Here is a 15,485-nt window from a genome sequence, read left to right on the forward strand (position 1 = left end):
GGGGGGGCCGGGGGGGGGGGGGGGGGGGGGGGGTGGGGGTTAGGCGGGGGGCGGGGCTGGGAGACCCTGCTCCTGGTGGAGGACGAGGAGGCGATCCTGGAGCTGGGCCGGGAGATCCTGGAGGAGCTGGGCTACACGGTGCTGGCCGCGGCCACCCCCGCCGAGGCCCTGCGGACGGCCCAGGCGTACCCGGGCGAGATCCACCTCCTGATCACCGATGTGGTGATGCCGGGAATGAACGGGCGCGAGCTGGCGGAGCGGCTCGGCGCGATGCGCCGCGGCCTGCGGTGCCTCTTCATCTCAGGCTATACCGCGGACCTGGTCGCCCACCGGGGGATCCTGGACGAAGGGGTGCGCCTCCTGCAGAAGCCCTTCACGGTGCGGGAGCTCTCGGCGAAGGTGCGGCAGGCGCTGGGGCCGGAGGGGGGCCCGGGCTCCGCCGGCTGAGGCTACCGCGGTGCCGTGGCCACGTAGACCACGTGGCGCAGCCCCCCGCGCCCCGGCCGGTCGGTGGACACCGAGAAGCCCGCGGCCCGCAGGCGTCTCTCGAACCCCTCATCGTAGGCTTCCCCCCACACGGCGAAGACTCCCCCGGGGCGCAGCGCGGACCGGGTGCGTTCGATGGCTCCTCGGCCATACAGGGGGTCGGCGCCCTTCGCGCAGCCCGCATGGGGGCCTTCGTAGAGGTCCAGGACCACGGCGTCGAAGCGGTCCGACGCCGTGGCCGAGGCGTCGCGGATCACGTCTGCCACGTCGCCCACCCGCACTTCGACCCGGGGGTCCTGGGCGGCCCCCCCGGTCAGCTCGGCCAGCGGCCCCCCACACCAGCGGACCACGACAGGGTTGAGCTCGGCCACCACGACCCGGGCGTCGGCGGCAACGGCGTCGAGCACGGCGCGCAGGGTGAATCCCATGCCCAGACCCCCCACGAGCACCCGGGCGCCTCGTCGGCCCGCGAGGCCTTGGCAGGCAAGCGCCCCCAGCGCGGTCTCGGAACGGTGGTGGACGCTGTTCATCAGCACCCGGCCGGCCACGGTGATCAGGAGGTCCCGGTCGCCGCGCCGGCGAAGCTCCAGGGTGCCCTCGGCGGTGGGCACCCGGTCCAGGGTCTGCCAGGGGCGGGACACCGCCTTGCCTTCGGGTCAGCGGGGGCGGCGGGTGCGAAAGCTGCGGGCGATGATGGGCTTGGAGGCTCCCCGAGGGGTGGACGATGGGGACGAGGCGGCGGGTTTGGAGGAGCCGGACGAAGCGGGCGCGGGGCGGGCTCTGGCCCCGGAGCGCTGCGCTGCCGCCTTGCCCTTGCCGGGTCCTCGGGGGGGGCGGGGCCCGCGGGCGAACTCGGTGTCGCGGGCGGGGGCCGGCGCGGCGTAGTCGAAGCCCGGAATGCGGCGGCGCTCGAGGGGGGCGCCCAGGGCCCGCTCGATGGCCCGGACCAGCCCGTCGTCCTCGCTCGACACCAGGGTGAAGGCGTCGCCGGTGCGCGCGGCGCGCCCGGTGCGGCCGATGCGGTGCGTATAGGCGTCCACCGTGTCGGGCATGTCGTAGTTGACCACGTGGGAGATGCTCGAGACGTCGATGCCCCGGGCGGCGATGTCGGTGGCCACGAGGATCTGGGTGGAACCGTCCCGAAACCCGTCCAGGGCGGCCTGCCGGCGGTTCTGGGAGAGATTGCCCTGGAGGGAGGCGGCGCGGTAGCCCGCCTTGACCAGTTGCTCGCCCACCCTCTTGGCCCGGTGCTTGGTGCGGGTGAAGACGAGCACCGACCCGGTGTCGGTGTGGCGCAGGAGCTCCAGGAGGAGCGCCGTCTTGAGGTGCGCGGCCACGGGGTACAGGGCGTGGGCCACGGTGGTGGCCGGCGTCGCCCGATCCACCTGCACGGTCACGGGCTCCCGGAGCACCTCGCGCACCAGACGGCGGATGTCGTCGGGCATGGTGGCCGAGAAAAGCAGCGTCTGGCGCGCGGCGGGCAGGTACTTGAGGATGCGGCGGATGTCGGGGAGGAACCCCATATCGAACATCCGGTCGGCTTCATCGAGCACCAGCACCTCGACCCCCGAGAGGTCGATGGTCTTCTGTGCCAGGTGGTCCAAGAGCCGGCCCGGGCAGGCCACCACGATCTCGACGCCGGCCTTGAGCTTCTGGACCTGGGGGTTCATGCCCACGCCCCCGTACACGGTGGCGCTGCGAAGCCCGGTCCTTCCTCCCAGGTCGGCGAAGGACTCGTGGATCTGCTCGGCGAGCTCCCGGGTGGGGGCCACCACGAGCGCCCGTACCCGGCGCCGGGGGCCCCGCATGAGCCGCTGGAGAATGGGCAGCGCAAAGGCGGCCGTCTTTCCCGTGCCGGTCTGGGCCAGGCCCAGGACGTCGCGGCCCTGGAGGACGGTCGGGATGGATTCTCTCTGGATGGGGGTGGGCGAGACGTAGCCCAGGGCCTGCACTCCCTCCGCGATGTGCGGGTGGAGCTGAAACGCTTCAAAGCTCAAGCAGAGTCCTTCTTCGGGAAGAGCCGCCGGCATGGGGGCGGCAGGGGGTACAAGCGGGGACGAAGGGGGAGGGGGACGGGCAAGGGAGACGCATGGTACCGGCAAGGCAGCAGGAGTGCAAGCCCGATTTGTTCCCGGGGGGTCGCCCTGGTACACTCACCCGTATTCAGCGCCCACACCTCGCACCCGGAGGACAGCCCATGGACGTTCGCCGTGCCTGGGACGACGTGGCCCAGGCCATCGCCGCGATGCAGCGGCCCGAAGGGGACGTCCCCGGGAAGCTCGAGGCGGTGCGGGCCGGCGTCGAGCGCCTCTTCTCGTTTCCCGCCCTTGAGATCCTGGACCAGGTGGAGCGCTCGGCCCTCGGCATGCCCCCCCGAGCCCTCGTGAGCTGGCTCGTCTTCGAAGGGGGGCGGCTTCCGGGGGTCCCCTCCGAGGCCGTGCGCGCCTTGCGGGAGCTCTACGAGGCCACCTGCCCGCCCGGCCAGGGCATCCTTCCCCCGCCCCCCGGCCAGGGCAGGCGCGGCCACGCCTGAGCGCCGCACGGCAACCCGCGCCCCGTGGGGGGCCCGGGCTCCCAGTGTCGGTTCGCCGGGGCTCTCCCGCGGTTTTCAAACACGCGCTGAGCGCCGCCGAGTGCCTCGGCAGGTGCCGGCGTGGGCGCAGCCCGGCGTGGGACCGCCCGCGCTTCTTGCCTTTCCCCAGCGGGTAGCCGAGCTTGCCGATGGTGCAATCCCCAGAGGACGGCCCGGAAGGCTTTCTTTCCGTCTGCCCCCCGCGCCTCGATGCGGATGCCTTCGGTTCAAAGAGCCCTGTCTTCAGAACGTCGTTTTGGGGTTGTCGACCGCCGTTCGCTCCGGTAGACTCGGCGTCCACTTGGGGCGCTCGCCCGCCGGGCCGCGGGAAGGTGCCGGTCATTTCCGCGGGGAGGCCCGATTTTTCAACCTGTGTGAAGGAGGGAGAGATGGCCGACGCAGCAGGGATCAAAGACGTGTATCCGGTACCCGAGCACTTCCGCAAGCGCGCGTGGATCAAGAGCCGCGAGGAGTACGCGAAGCTCTACAAGGAGTCCGTCGAGAACAACGACGGGTTCTGGGCCAAGGTCGCCGAGGAGCAGGTCACCTGGATCAAGAAGTGGGACAGGGTTCAGGATTGGAAGTTCTCCAAGGACGAGGTCTATCTGAAGTGGTTCATCGGGGGGAAGCTCAACCTGAGCTACAACTGCCTGGACCGCCACCTGGAGAAGCGCGGCAGCCAGACCGCCATCCTGTGGGAGGGCAACGAGCCCACCGAGGACCGCAAGCTCACCTACCGGGAGCTCCACGACCAGGTGTGCCGCTTCGCCAACTTTCTCAAGAGCCGGGGGGTCAAGAAGGGTGACCGGGTCTCCATGTACCTTCCCATGGTCCCGGAGCTCGCGGTGGCCATGCTCGCCTGCGCCCGCATCGGCGCGGTCCACTCGGTGGTGTTCGGCGGGTTCTCGGCCGACGCCCTCAAGGATCGCATCCAGGACTGCGCGTCGAACTTCCTCATCACCTGCGACGGCTTCTACCGGGGCGCCAAGCTCGTCAACCAGAAGGCCCAGGCCGACGACGCCATGTCCAACTGCCCCACGATCAAGACCTGCGTGGTGGTGCGGCGGGTGGGGGCCGACAAGGTCAAGTCCGAGATGAAGGCCGGCCGCGACTTCTGGTGGGAGGACGAGCTCCCGAAACAATCCAACCAGTGCGCCTGTGAAGAGATGGACGCGGAGGACCCGCTCTTCATCCTCTACACCTCGGGTTCCACCGGCAAGCCCAAGGGCGTGATGCACACCACGGGCGGGTACCTGGTGTACACCTCCTACACCCACAAGCTCGTCTTCGACTACCACGACGGCGACATCTACTTCTGCGCCGCCGACATCGGGTGGGTGACGGGTCACAGCTACATCGTGTACGGGCCGCTGTGCAACGGCGCCATCACCATGATGTTCGAGGGCGTACCCAACTACCCGGACGCGGGCCGGTACTGGGACATCGTGGGCAAGCACAAGGTCAACGTGCTCTACACGGCCCCCACCGCCATCCGGGCCATCGCGGCGGCCGGCGACCAGTTCGTGGAGAGCCGGCTCGGGAAGCTCGACTCCCTGCGGCTCCTGGGCACGGTGGGCGAGCCCATCAACCCCGAGGCCTGGCGCTGGTATTACGAGAAGCCCGGCCGCTCCAAGTGCCCCATCGTCGATACCTGGTGGCAGACCGAGACCGGGGGCATCCTCATCACCGGGCTCCCGGGGGCCATCGACATGAAGCCCGGCAAGGCGACGACGCCGTTCTTCGGGCTGGAACCGGTGATCGTCGATCCCGAGAAGGGAACCCGGCTCGACGGCGTGGCCAGCGGCGCCCTGTGCATCAAGCGGCCCTGGCCGGGGCTGATGCGGGGCGTGTATGGCGACCCGGATCGCTTCCGCCAGACCTACTTCGTGCAGTACGACGGCTACTACTTCACCGGCGACGGCTCCAACCGGGACAAGGACGGCGACTACCAGATCACCGGCCGCATCGACGACGTCATCAACGTCTCGGGGCACCGCATGGGCACCGCCGAGGTGGAGAGCGCGCTGGTGCTCCACCCCCAGGTGGCCGAGGCCGCCGTGGTGGGCTTCCCCCACGAGATCAAGGGACAGGGCATCTACGCCTACGTCACCCCGAACGCCGGGGTGGAGGGCAGCGACGCCCTCAAGAAGGAGCTCCTGGCGCTGGTGCGCAAGGAGATCGGCCCCATCGCGACCCCCGACCACATCCAGTTCGCCCCGGGCCTGCCCAAGACCCGGTCGGGCAAGATCATGCGCCGCATCCTCCGGAAGATCGCGGCCAACGAGGTGAAGGACGGCTTCGGAGACACTTCCACGCTCCTGGACCCGGGAGTGGTTGACCTCCTGGCCGAGAACCGCCTGAACAAGGGGTAGGCGTACCCGGAGCAGACGTCCGGAGGGGCCGGCTCGCGAGGGCCGGCCCCTTGGCTTGTGTATGGAGGGAAGGACGCGCCATGGATCGCGCATCGCCGCAGGGGGAGGCCGTGCGGGTCAACGACCCGGGAGCCTACTACGCCGGACCGGAAGCCCCGAGCCTCTTCTGGGAGATGACGGTGTGCCAGTGCCTGGCGGACCGGGACAGCCCGTACCTGGCGGCGCTGGAGAAGCCGCGCCGCTGCGGAGCGGCGGTGGCGGAGTTCCTGGCGGCGCGCCTGGGGACCCGGACCTTCGGGGCGGTGGTGGAAGTGGGCGGCGGGACGGGGAGCCTCATGGCGGCGTTTCTCGGGTCTGCCGACGTCCGCGAGCTCTCGATGGTGGACCTCAGCCCCCACTTTTCTCGCGTGCAGCGAGAGGCCTTGGGGGACCGGCCCGGGGTGAGGTATGTGGTGGCGGACGCGGTAGCGTACCTCCGGGCGTCGCGAGAGCCCATCGACCTCTTGATCAGCAACGAGAACCTCGGGGACCTGCCGACCTACGCGGGCCTGCCCCGCGACGAGGTGCTGCGCCGGGCGCGGCTGCCCACGTACGCCCCCGACCGCTCCGCCGACCCCGTGGGCCGCGCGGCCGAGCTCGTGCGCACCTACGGCCTGGAGGACGATGTAGCGCTGGCCCCCGAGAACTTCGCCTTCAACGTGGGGGCGGTGGAGTACCTGGAGGCCCTGGCCCCCCGGGCCCGGGCCGTCTTCCTCACCGAGCACGGCTCCGACACCGTGGTTCCCGAGCGCTACCGGGAGCTAGTGGAGCTCCCCCCTTCCGACGGCTTCCCGAGGCGGATCGCCCTCAAGGGCCACGACGAGTACTCCATCCGCTTCAGCCAGCTCGCACGGGTGGCGCGCCGGCTGGGGTACCGGGTGGAGCGGTTCCACCTGATGGACCTCCTGGGCCTGCGCACCGACCCCGGTGCCCGGTCCCTGGTGCGCGTTCCCAACACCCAGAGCGAGGCGGCGGAGGTCTTTCGCGAGTTCTACCACCATGTGGCAGAATACCAGGGCCTGCTGCTCACTCGACGCAAAGAGGAGCTGTCGTGACCCGGTGGGAGGAGCTGCGCGATCCCGATAGCCCCGAGCCCCAGTTCAAGCTGCCGGCCTGGATCGCCCCTGCGCCCTTTGAGGCGCTGTGCGGGCTCGAGATCGCCGAAGCCGCCGAAGGCCGCTCAGTGCTGCGGATGCCCTTCCGGGTGAAGCTCGCCCAGGGGGGAGGGCTCCTCCACGGGGGCGCCCTCACCACGCTGGCGGACACTGCGGTGGCCATGGCCATCAAGAGCCTGCTCCCCGAGGGGACCCGCTTCGCCACGGTCGAGATGACCACGTCGTTCCGGGCCCCGGTGCGGCGGGGAGTGGTCGAGGCCCGGGCCCGGGTCGTGCGGTTCGAGGGGCGCGATCTCGAGGGGGAAGCCCAGGTGTATGCCGAAGACGGCACCCTGGCCGCCACCTTCCGCTCGCGTTTCCGCGTAGCCCGGGGGGAACCCGGATCGGAGGCCGGCCCGTCCTTTGGCGTCGGCAAGGGACCCTGACGCGCCGTCGGCGCCGGAGAACCCATGTACAGCATCTTCGAGAGCGCCGAGCTGGGTCCCCTGGTAGCGTCCAACCGGATCGTGCGCTCGGCCACCTGGCTCGGGCTGGCGGACCCCCAGGGGGGCGTGACCGACGCGCTCGTGGAGCGCTACGCGGAGCTCGGCCGGGGCGGCGCGGGGGTGATCGTCACCGGCTACGCCTCGGTGAGCCCCGAGGGGCGCCAGATGCCCCGGATGCTCGGTGCCCACGAGGACCGGTTCGTGCCGGGTCTGGCGCGGCTGGCCGCGGCCATCCGGGCGCGGGGCGCCCTGGCGGGTCTCCAGCTCGTGCACGCCGGGGGCCAGACCCGGGCCGAGTGGATCGGGGGTCGCGACCCGGTGGCGCCCTCGTTCACCCCCGCCGTGCAGTATCCGCAGGTGCCCCGGGAGCTCTCCTTCGAGGAGATTGCCCGCATCGTGGCCGACTTTGGCCGCGCGGCCCGGCGCGCCCGGGAGGCCGGCTTCGACTTCGTACAGCTCCACGCGGCCCACGGGTACCTCGTCAACCAGTTCCTCTCCCCCCTCACGAACCTGCGCACCGACCGCTACGGGGGCGACCTGCGCCAGCGGTTCCGTTTCCTTCAGGAGGTATGGGCCGCCGTGCAGGGGGCGGCCGGCCCGGACTACCCCGTGGCCGTCAAGCTCAACGGCGCCGACTTCCTGCCCGGGGGGCTCGAGGCCGAGGACGCGGCCCGGGTCGCCGAGTGGACTGCCCTGCGCGCCCCGTGCTTGATCGAGGTGAGCGGCGGGACGGCCGCCTCCGGAGACCTGGGACCCGTCCGCCGGGTGGACGCCCCGGAGCAGGAGGCCTACTTTCGGGACCTGGCGTCGGGAGTAAAGCGCCGGGTCACCGTGCCGGTGGGGGTGGTGGGCGGACTCCGGTCACCCGAAACCCTCGAGAACCTCCTCTTCGAGGGGGTAGCCGACTTCTTCAGTCTGGCCCGCCCCCTCTTGTGGGAGCCGGATCTGCCGGCCCGTTGGGCCGCCGGCGACCGTACCCCCGCCCGGTGCATCAGCTGCAACGGCTGCTTCGCCCCGGGGCGGGAGGGGCGCGGCGTGCGCTGCGTGGTGCGGGAGAAACTCGAAAGTGAGCTGGGCGTAGGAACCCGGTGAAGGGCCAGGGGTGCGCGGAAGCGCCGGAGCGGGGGCGCCGCTCGGCAGGGCCGAGACCCCAGTTCGAGCAGTTCAACGCCACCGAGCTCTACTGTCCCGGGTGCGGCCGGGCCATGCCCGTGCGGCCGCGACTCTTGCTCGTCCTGCCCGAGGGCGAGCTCCATACCTACCACTGCGCTGGCTGCGGCGACGTGCTCGGCAAGAAGACGATCCGGCCCGCACGCGGCCCTTGAGAAAGCCGCCCCCCGTCGCGAGTCGCAAAGCTGCTGCCCTCCCTGGTCCCCTCCATTCCCGGATGGGGGGCTCTCTGTGATGGAATTTTGTGCAAAGCAGGCCTTGACGTCTTCCGGTGAAAAGACGTACAAAAGCAGGCCTGTTTGCCGCACCCCGCTCCGAGGGTTTAAGGAGACCGGGTGGCGGATCCAAATAGTGGCAAGTTTCACGTGAGCCCGGGGCAGAGAGCCGGGCCCGCGCCAGCATCGAGGGACCGATCCGTGTCGACCAATGGCCAAAGCGTAGGGTCCGTAATGGTGGTGGGGTCGGGGATCGCGGGCATCCAGGCGTCCCTGGATCTCGCGAACTCCGGGATGAAGGTTTATCTGGTGGAGAAGGGGATCTCCATCGGCGGGGTCATGGCCCAGCTCGACAAGACCTTCCCCACCAACGACTGCTCGGCCTGCATCCTCTCGCCGAAGCTCGTGGAGGTGGGCCGCCACCCCAACGTGGAGATCCTGACCCAGTCCACGGTGGAGGCGGTGGAGGGCTCGGCGGGCCGGTTCACCGTCCGGCTCAGCCAGGCCCCCCGGTACATCGACCTGGACAAGTGCACCGGCTGCGGCGACTGCGCCAAGGTCTGCCCGGTGCCGCGGCCCGACGCGTTCAACGGCGGCCTCTCCCAGCGCACCGCGGCCTACCGCCACTTTCCCCAGGCCATCCCCGCCGCCTTCGCCATCGAGAAGCGGGGCACCTCGCCCTGCAAGGCCGCCTGCCCCACCCACATCAGCGTCCAGGGGTACGTGGCGCTCATCGCCCAGGGCAAGTTCGCCGAGGCCCTGAAGCTCGTCAAGCAGGAGAACCCCTTCCCGTCGGTGTGCGGGCGGGTCTGCAACCACCCCTGTGAGGGGGCCTGCAAGCGCGCCGGGGTGGACGAGCCCATCGACATCATGCACCTCAAGCGCTTCGTGGCCGACCTCGACCTCCAGGCCGAGACCCGCTACGTGCCCGAGGCGAAGGAGAAGAAGGGGAAGAAGGTCGCGATCGTGGGCGCCGGCCCCGGCGGACTCACGGCGGCCTATTTCCTGGCGGCCGAGGGGTACGACGTCACGGTCTTCGAGGCCCTTCCCGTGGCGGGGGGCTGGATGTGGGCCGGGATTCCCGAGTACCGGCTCCCCCGGGACGTGCTGGGGGCCGAGATCCAGGTGATCCGGGACCTCGGGGTCGACATCCGCCTCAACACCGCCGTGGGCAGGGATGTTCCCTTCGCAGACCTGCGCCGCGACTACGACGCCGTCTTCGTGGCCGTGGGCGCCCAGAAGAGCGCCCGGCTCGACGTGCCCGGCGAGGACCTGGAAGGGGTGGTCCACGGGGTGGACTACCTGAAACGCGTGAACCTGGGCGAGAAGGTCTTCCTGGGCAACCGGGTCGCCGTCGTAGGCGGAGGCAACGTGGCCATGGACGCGGTGCGCACGGCGCTGCGCACCGGGTCGAAGGAGGTCTTCTGCCTCTACCGCCGCACCCGGGCCGAGATGCCGGCTTCCCCGGAGGAGATCGAGGAGGCCCTGGACGAGGGCGTGCGGATGGAGTTCCTGGTGGCCCCGGTGCGGGTCATCGGCGACAACGGGAAGGTCGCGGCCATCGAGTGCCTGCGCATGGAGCTCGGGGAGCCCGACGCCTCGGGCCGCCGTCGGCCGGTGCCGGTGAAGGGCTCGGAGTTCGTCCTCGAAGTGGACGCGGTGGTGCCGGCCATCGGCCAGCAGTGCGACCTCTCCTTCCTCGCCAACGGCAGCGGCGCCCTGGTCAACCGCTGGAACAACATCGACGCCGACCCCGTGACGTTTGCCACCAGCCTGCCGGGGGTCTTCGCCGGGGGCGACGCGGTGACCGGCCCGGCCACGGTGGTAAAGGCCGTGAACGCCGGCAAGGAGGCCGCGATCTCCATCGACCGCTACCTCCGGGGCGAGGACCTGGCCGCCGGCCGGGCCCGCAACTGGGAGGAGAACCTGGCCGATCCGGGCGACACGAGCGCGGTCCCCAGGGCTGCACGGGTCCCCATGCCCCACCTGCCCCCCGCCGAGCGGGCCACCCACTTTCGGGAGGTGATCGGCCCCCTCACCGAGGCCCAGGCCCGGGCCGAGGCCCAGCGGTGCCTCTCCTGCGGGATCTGCTCCGAGTGCTACCAGTGCGTAGAGGCCTGCGTGGCCAAGGCCGTGGCCCACGACGACGCGGCCCGGGTGCGGGAGCTCGAGGTGGGCGCCGTGATCGCGGCCCCGGGCTTCGAGCCCTTCGACGCTGCGGCGCTGGGCGAGTACGGGTACGGGGTGTACCCCAACGTGGTCACCAGTCTCCAGTTCGAGCGGATCCTCTCGGCGTCGGGCCCCTTCTTCGGCCACGTCCAGCGCATCTCGGACGGCGCCGAGCCCAAGAAGGTCGCCTTCATCCAGTGCGTGGGCTCCCGCGACGTGCGGTGCGGCAACGGCTGGTGCTCCTCGGTGTGCTGCATGTACGCCACCAAGGAGGCGATCATCGGCAAGGAGCACGCCAAGGGGCTGGAGCCCACGATCTTCTTCATGGACATCCGGGCCCACGGCAAGGACTTCGACCGGTTCGTGGAGCGGGCGAAGAAGGAGTACGGCATCCGCTACGTCCGGTCGATCCCCTCGACCCTCAAGGAGCTCCAGAAGTCGAAGAACCTGCTCCTCACCTACGTCCAGGAGGACGGCACCGCGGTGGAGGAGGAGTTCGAGATGGTGGTCCTCTCGGTGGGCCTCACGCCCCCGAAGGAGGCGGCCCCCCTGGCCCGGGCCCTGGGGATCGAGCTCACGGAGCAGGGCTTCTGCAAGACGTCGCTGGAAAACCCGGTGGAGACCTCCCGCTCCGGGGTGTACGTGTGCGGCGCCTTCGGTGGCCCCAAGGACATCCCCGAGACGGTCATGGAGGCGAGCGGCGCCGCCGCCTGCGCCCAGGGCCTCCTGGCCAGCCAGCGGGGGACCCTCGTGGCCGAGGAGGAGCTTCCGGCGGAAAAGGACCTGCGGGGCACCGGCCCCCGGGTCGGGGTGTTCGTGTGCCACTGCGGCATCAACATCGGCGGCGTGGTGGACGTGCCCGGGGTGGCCGAGTACGCCAAGGGCCTGCCCAACGTGGCCTACGTGACCGACAACCTCTTCACCTGCTCCCAGGACTCGGCGGTCAAGATGGCCGAGGCCATCCACGAGCACGACCTCACCCGGGTGGTGGTGGCCTCGTGCTCGCCCCGGACCCACGAGGGCCTCTTCCAGGAAAATCTAGAAAAGGCGGGCTTGAACCCCTACCTCTTCGAGATGGCCAACATCCGGGACCAGGGGTCCTGGGTCCACATGCACGAGCCCGAGGCCGCCACCGAGAAGGCCAAGGATCTCGTCCGGATGGCCGTGGCCAAGTCGGCGTTCCTCAAGCCCCTGAAGCCCGGCCAGCTCCCCGTAACCCCGGCGGCCCTCATCCTGGGCGGGGGGCTCGCGGGCATCACCGCGGCCCTGACGCTCGCCGACCAGGGCTTCGACGCGTGCATCGTGGAGAGGGAGCCGGAGCTCGGCGGCAACTACCGCCACCTCCACTACACCCTGGAGGGCTTCGACACCCAGAAGCACCTGCAAAAGCTCCTGGACAAGGTGGCCGCGAGCTCCCGGATCACCGTCTACACCGGGTCCCGGGCCGCCACGATCGACGGCTTCGTCGGAAACTACAAGACCACCGTGGCCACCCCCGACGGCGACCGGGAGTTCGCCCACGGCGTGGTGATCGTAGCCACCGGCGGCCAGGAGATGGAGACCGCGGAGTACCTGTACGGGCAGTCCCAGCGGGTGGTGACCCAGCGGGAGCTCGAGGGCGCCATCGCGGGGGACGACCCGCGGCTCGAAGACATGAAGCGGGTGGTGATGATCCAGTGCGTGGGCTCCCGCACCGCCGAGCACCCCTACTGCAGCCGGTACTGCTGCAGCGAGGCCATCAAGAACGCGCTCCGGCTCAAGAAAGCCGACCCCTCCCGGGAGATCACCATCCTCTACCGCGACGTGCGCACCTATGGCCTCAAGGAAGACTTCTACCGCGAGGCCCGGGAGCTGGGCATCCAGTTCGTGCGCTACGACGAGGAGCGCCGGCCCGAGGTGTTCGCCCGGGACGGCCAGGGGGTGGCGGTGCGGGCCTTCGACCCGGTCCTGAACCAGCCCGTGCACCTGCCGGCCGACCTGGTGGTCCTGAGCGTGGGCACGGCCCCCAACCCCCAGAACGCCGACATCGGCAAGATGCTCAAGGTGCCCACGAACCAGGACGGCTTCTTCCTGGAGGCCCACGTGAAGCTGCGGCCCGTGGACTTCGCCACCGACGGCGTGTTCGTGTGCGGGCTGGCCCACTCGCCCAAGATGAGCGACGAGAGCGTCACCCAGGCCAACGCCGCGGTTTCCCGGGCGGCCACGGTCCTGACCCTGCCCTTCGTGGAGGGCGAGGGCAAGACCGCCTACGTCATCAAGGAGCGCTGCATGGCCTGCGGGCTGTGCGAGATCAACTGCCCCTACAGCGCCATCGCGGTCGACCCCGTGGAGGGCGCCGCCGTGGTCAATACCGTGCTCTGCAAGGGCTGCGGCGTGTGCACCTCGTCCTGCCGCATGAACGCCGCGGACTTGAACGGCTTCAACAATGAAGAGATCCTCGCCCAGATTGGGGCGATGTAAAGGGAAGGACATTTTGACAGGATAACAGGATGGACAGGATGGGTTTTTGGTTGTTCGAAGCCTTTGCCGGTTGCAAGGAAGTTCTAATCCTGTTCATCCTGTTATCCTGTCCCGTACTTGTTTTTTCTTAGGGGGGCGTAGGAGCGGCCCTGGCCGCGAACAACCACCATCGAGGAACGCCGGAATGGCCGAAGCAGCCGTAGCGACCGAAGCCTGGGAGCCCAAGATCCTGGCGATCGTCTGCACCTGGTGCACGTATGCGGGGGCAGACCTCGCGGGGATCAGCCGCATCCAGTACCCGCCCAACGTGCGGATCGTCCGGGTGCCCTGCACCGGACGGATCAACCCCTTCTATGTGGTCAAGGCCCTCCAGGAGGGGGCCGACGGGGTGCTGATCTCGGGGTGCCACCCGGGGGAGTGCCACTACCTCACCGGGAACCTCTCGGCCCGGCGCAAGTTCGCCCTGCTCAAGAGCTTCCTCGAGTACGTGGGGGTCGAGGCCGACCGGACCACGTTCACCTGGGTGTCGGCCTCCGAGGGGGACCGGTTCGCCCAGGTCATCAGGGGCGTGACCGACAAGGTGAAGAAACTCGGCCCCGGCACCCGGCTGGTGAAACAGGTGGGGGAGCCGGTGACCGCTGTCGTCTGATCCCTTCCCCCTCCGGGGACGAGGATCCGAGAGGTTCGAGACGTGGAAACGATCCAAGCGACGATGCGAGAAGAGGCGGCCCGGGTTCTGGCCGAAGGGCGAGCCCAGGTGGTGGTGGGCTTCGAAGAGGGCACCCTGCCCCTGACGGCGGCGCCGGTGTTCATCACCACCCCCGAGGACGCCCAGCGCCTGGTATGGAACCCCGCCTGCGGCCAGAACCTGGCCAAGTACGTCCACGACCAGGTGATGGCCCACCGGGAGAGCCAGAAGCGGCTCAAGCCCCAGGACCGGAAGAGGAAGGTCGTGGCCGTGGTGGCCCCGGGGTGCACCACCCGGTCGCTTGCGATCCACCTCAACGAGCGCCAGTACGAGCGCGACGAGGTGGTGGTGCTGGGCGTGCCGTGTACCGGCGCGGTGGACCGGCGAAAGCTCCTCGCGGCGGCCGGCGCCGAGGAGCTCGCGGGCGGCGCCTTCGGAAACGGGACCGTCAAGGTGGAGACCGCGGCGGGCATTCGGGAGCTGGCCACCGCCGACCTCTTGGCCGAGAGCTGCGCCTCCTGCGCCTTCAACAACCCGGTCTTCTCCGACGTGATGCTGGGTGAGCCGGCCCCGTCCCACGACGCCGGACGGGAGTTCGCCCCCGTCGAGGCCGTCCAGAAGCTCTCGGCCGACGAGCGCTGGCAGGGGTTTGCCGCCGAGATGGCCAAGTGCATGCGGTGCAACGCCTGCCGCAACGCCTGCCCCTCGTGCTACTGCCGGGTGTGCTTTGCCGAGCAGAGCCAGCCCCAGTGGGTGGGCATCGGCCAGTCGGGGTCCGACGTGCAGGTGTTCCAGTTCATGCGCCTGTACCACATGGCCGGCCGGTGCGTGGACTGCGGCACCTGCTCGGCCGTGTGCCCCATGGGGGTGGACCTGCGCCGGTACTTGAAGAAGCTCGACAAGGACGTGCTCGACCTGTTCGGCCGCCGCGCCGGCCTCTCCCCCGACGAGCCGGCAGTGCTGGCCGAGGCCAAGGAAGACGACCCCGAGGAGTTCATCTACAGCCCGTAGGCGATCTGCGGGTCTTGGCGGTGAATCATCAGGATCTAGCCCCCTGCCGGGCTTGCGACGAGGCATGAAATGGCGACTTTCCTCGAAGACGTGAACGCCCAGGTCAAGGGGGCGCCCCTCCAGAGGTGCTTCCACTGCCGCAAGTGCACCGCGGGGTGCCCCATGGCCGTGGCGATGGACTACAAGCCCAACGGCGTGGTGCGGATGGTGCAGCAGGGCAAGCGCCGCGAGGTGCTGGAGAGCTCGGCCATCTGGCTTTGCGTGTCGTGCGAGACGTGCACCATGCGCTGCCCCAACGAGGTGGACATCGCCCGTATGTTCGACGTGCTGCGGCAGATGGCCCTGGAGAGCGGCGTGCGGGTGGCGGAGAAGAGGGTGGTGGCGTTCCACGAGGCGTTCCTCGACAGCATCGAGAAGGGCGGCCGCATCCACGAGGCCCTCATGGTGTGCGCCTACAAGCTCAAGAGCGGCGACCTCTTCTCCGACGTGGGCATCGGCTTGTCGATGTTCGCCAAGGGCCGGCTGCCCCTCCTCGGCCCCAGGGTCGAGGGAAAGAAGGAAGTGCGCAGGCTCTTCGACCACGCAAAGAAGGGCGGCAACGGGGCACACTAGCAGGCTGCCGAAAGGGCAGCTTGCGCGCGCCCCATGGATGGGGCGCCGTAAACGGGGGGGGGTAAAACCCCACCCTTCGGCAGGGGGGGGA

The 15,485-nt window shown here is 70.0% G+C and carries 13 protein-coding genes; 11 read left to right on the forward strand and 2 right to left on the reverse strand.

Annotation, left to right across the window (positions count from 1 at the left end; all coding sequences use genetic code 11):
- Positions 1 to 447 (forward strand): response regulator (locus tag AB1578_15060; protein ID MEW6489225.1); only part of this gene is annotated, 447 nt, incomplete at its 5' end.
- Positions 448 to 449: 2 nt separating this feature from the next.
- Here AB1578_15060 and AB1578_15065 read toward each other — a convergent pair.
- Positions 450 to 1,127, reverse strand: a complete 678-nt coding sequence (locus tag AB1578_15065) for a spermidine synthase (GenBank protein MEW6489226.1) — start codon at positions 1,125 to 1,127, stop codon at positions 450 to 452.
- Positions 1,128 to 1,142: 15 nt separating this feature from the next.
- Positions 1,143 to 2,483, reverse strand: a complete 1,341-nt coding sequence (locus AB1578_15070; GenBank protein MEW6489227.1) for a DEAD/DEAH box helicase — start codon at positions 2,481 to 2,483, stop codon at positions 1,143 to 1,145.
- A 200-nt stretch (positions 2,484 to 2,683) separates the two neighbouring features.
- Between AB1578_15070 and AB1578_15075 the strand changes: the two genes are divergently transcribed.
- From AB1578_15075 to AB1578_15120, 10 genes are all read left to right on the forward strand, one after another.
- Positions 2,684 to 3,019 carry a hypothetical protein gene (locus AB1578_15075; protein ID MEW6489228.1) on the forward strand — a complete coding sequence of 112 codons (336 nt, stop codon included), beginning with the start codon at positions 2,684 to 2,686 and terminating at the stop codon, positions 3,017 to 3,019.
- A 428-nt stretch (positions 3,020 to 3,447) separates the two neighbouring features.
- Entirely contained in the window at positions 3,448 to 5,430 is a 1,983-nt protein-coding gene (acs, locus tag AB1578_15080) for an acetate--CoA ligase (protein MEW6489229.1), read from the forward strand.
- Between the two features lie 80 nt (positions 5,431 to 5,510).
- Positions 5,511 to 6,524 carry a class I SAM-dependent methyltransferase gene (locus tag AB1578_15085; GenBank protein ID MEW6489230.1) on the forward strand — a complete coding sequence of 338 codons (1,014 nt, stop codon included), beginning with the start codon at positions 5,511 to 5,513 and terminating at the stop codon, positions 6,522 to 6,524.
- Positions 6,521 to 7,009, forward strand: a complete 489-nt coding sequence (locus AB1578_15090) for a PaaI family thioesterase (protein ID MEW6489231.1) — start codon at positions 6,521 to 6,523, stop codon at positions 7,007 to 7,009. Before AB1578_15085 ends, AB1578_15090 begins: the two co-directional genes overlap by 4 nt.
- Before the next feature lie 24 nt (positions 7,010 to 7,033).
- Positions 7,034 to 8,161 (forward strand): NADH:flavin oxidoreductase, encoded by a 1,128-nt coding sequence (locus tag AB1578_15095; protein MEW6489232.1) that lies wholly within the window; start codon positions 7,034 to 7,036, stop codon positions 8,159 to 8,161.
- On the forward strand, positions 8,158 to 8,394 hold the full coding sequence (locus tag AB1578_15100) for a hypothetical protein (protein MEW6489233.1): 237 nt from the start codon (positions 8,158 to 8,160) through the stop codon (positions 8,392 to 8,394). The genes AB1578_15095 and AB1578_15100 overlap by 4 nt, the downstream gene beginning before the upstream one ends.
- 354 nt (positions 8,395 to 8,748) lie before the next feature.
- Positions 8,749 to 13,083 (forward strand): NAD(P)-binding protein, encoded by a 4,335-nt coding sequence (locus tag AB1578_15105; protein ID MEW6489234.1) that lies wholly within the window; start codon positions 8,749 to 8,751, stop codon positions 13,081 to 13,083.
- Positions 13,084 to 13,267: 184 nt separating this feature from the next.
- The gene (locus tag AB1578_15110) at positions 13,268 to 13,732 is read left to right on the forward strand and encodes a hydrogenase iron-sulfur subunit (GenBank protein MEW6489235.1); all 465 of its coding nucleotides are present in this window, start codon (positions 13,268 to 13,270) and stop codon (positions 13,730 to 13,732) included.
- A 42-nt stretch (positions 13,733 to 13,774) separates the two neighbouring features.
- Entirely contained in the window at positions 13,775 to 14,782 is a 1,008-nt protein-coding gene (locus AB1578_15115; GenBank protein MEW6489236.1) for a 4Fe-4S dicluster domain-containing protein, read from the forward strand.
- 69 nt (positions 14,783 to 14,851) lie between these two features.
- Positions 14,852 to 15,394: a 4Fe-4S dicluster domain-containing protein gene (locus AB1578_15120; GenBank protein ID MEW6489237.1), complete on the forward strand. Its 543-nt coding sequence runs from the start codon at positions 14,852 to 14,854 to the stop codon at positions 15,392 to 15,394.
- The last annotated feature ends 91 nt before the right edge of the window (positions 15,395 to 15,485 follow it).

The organism is Thermodesulfobacteriota bacterium, assembly GCA_040756475.1.
Taxonomy (GTDB): Bacteria; Desulfobacterota; Deferrisomatia; order Deferrisomatales; family JACRMM01; genus JBFLZB01.

Bases quoted from the DNA above. Each gene is read 5' to 3' on its own strand.
- acs (MEW6489229.1), top strand. From the start codon at position 3,448: ATGGCCGACGCAGCAGGGATCAAAGACGTGTATCCGGTACCCGAGCAC.
- AB1578_15105 (MEW6489234.1), top strand. From the start codon at position 8,749: ATGAAGGTTTATCTGGTGGAGAAGGGGATCTCCATCGGCGGGGTCATG.
- AB1578_15120 (MEW6489237.1), top strand. From the start codon at position 14,852: ATGGCGACTTTCCTCGAAGACGTGAACGCCCAGGTCAAGGGGGCGCCC.
- AB1578_15085 (MEW6489230.1), top strand. From the start codon at position 5,511: ATGGATCGCGCATCGCCGCAGGGGGAGGCCGTGCGGGTCAACGACCCG.
- AB1578_15110 (MEW6489235.1), top strand. From the start codon at position 13,268: ATGGCCGAAGCAGCCGTAGCGACCGAAGCCTGGGAGCCCAAGATCCTG.
- AB1578_15095 (MEW6489232.1), top strand. From the start codon at position 7,034: ATGTACAGCATCTTCGAGAGCGCCGAGCTGGGTCCCCTGGTAGCGTCC.
- AB1578_15075 (MEW6489228.1), top strand. From the start codon at position 2,684: ATGGACGTTCGCCGTGCCTGGGACGACGTGGCCCAGGCCATCGCCGCG.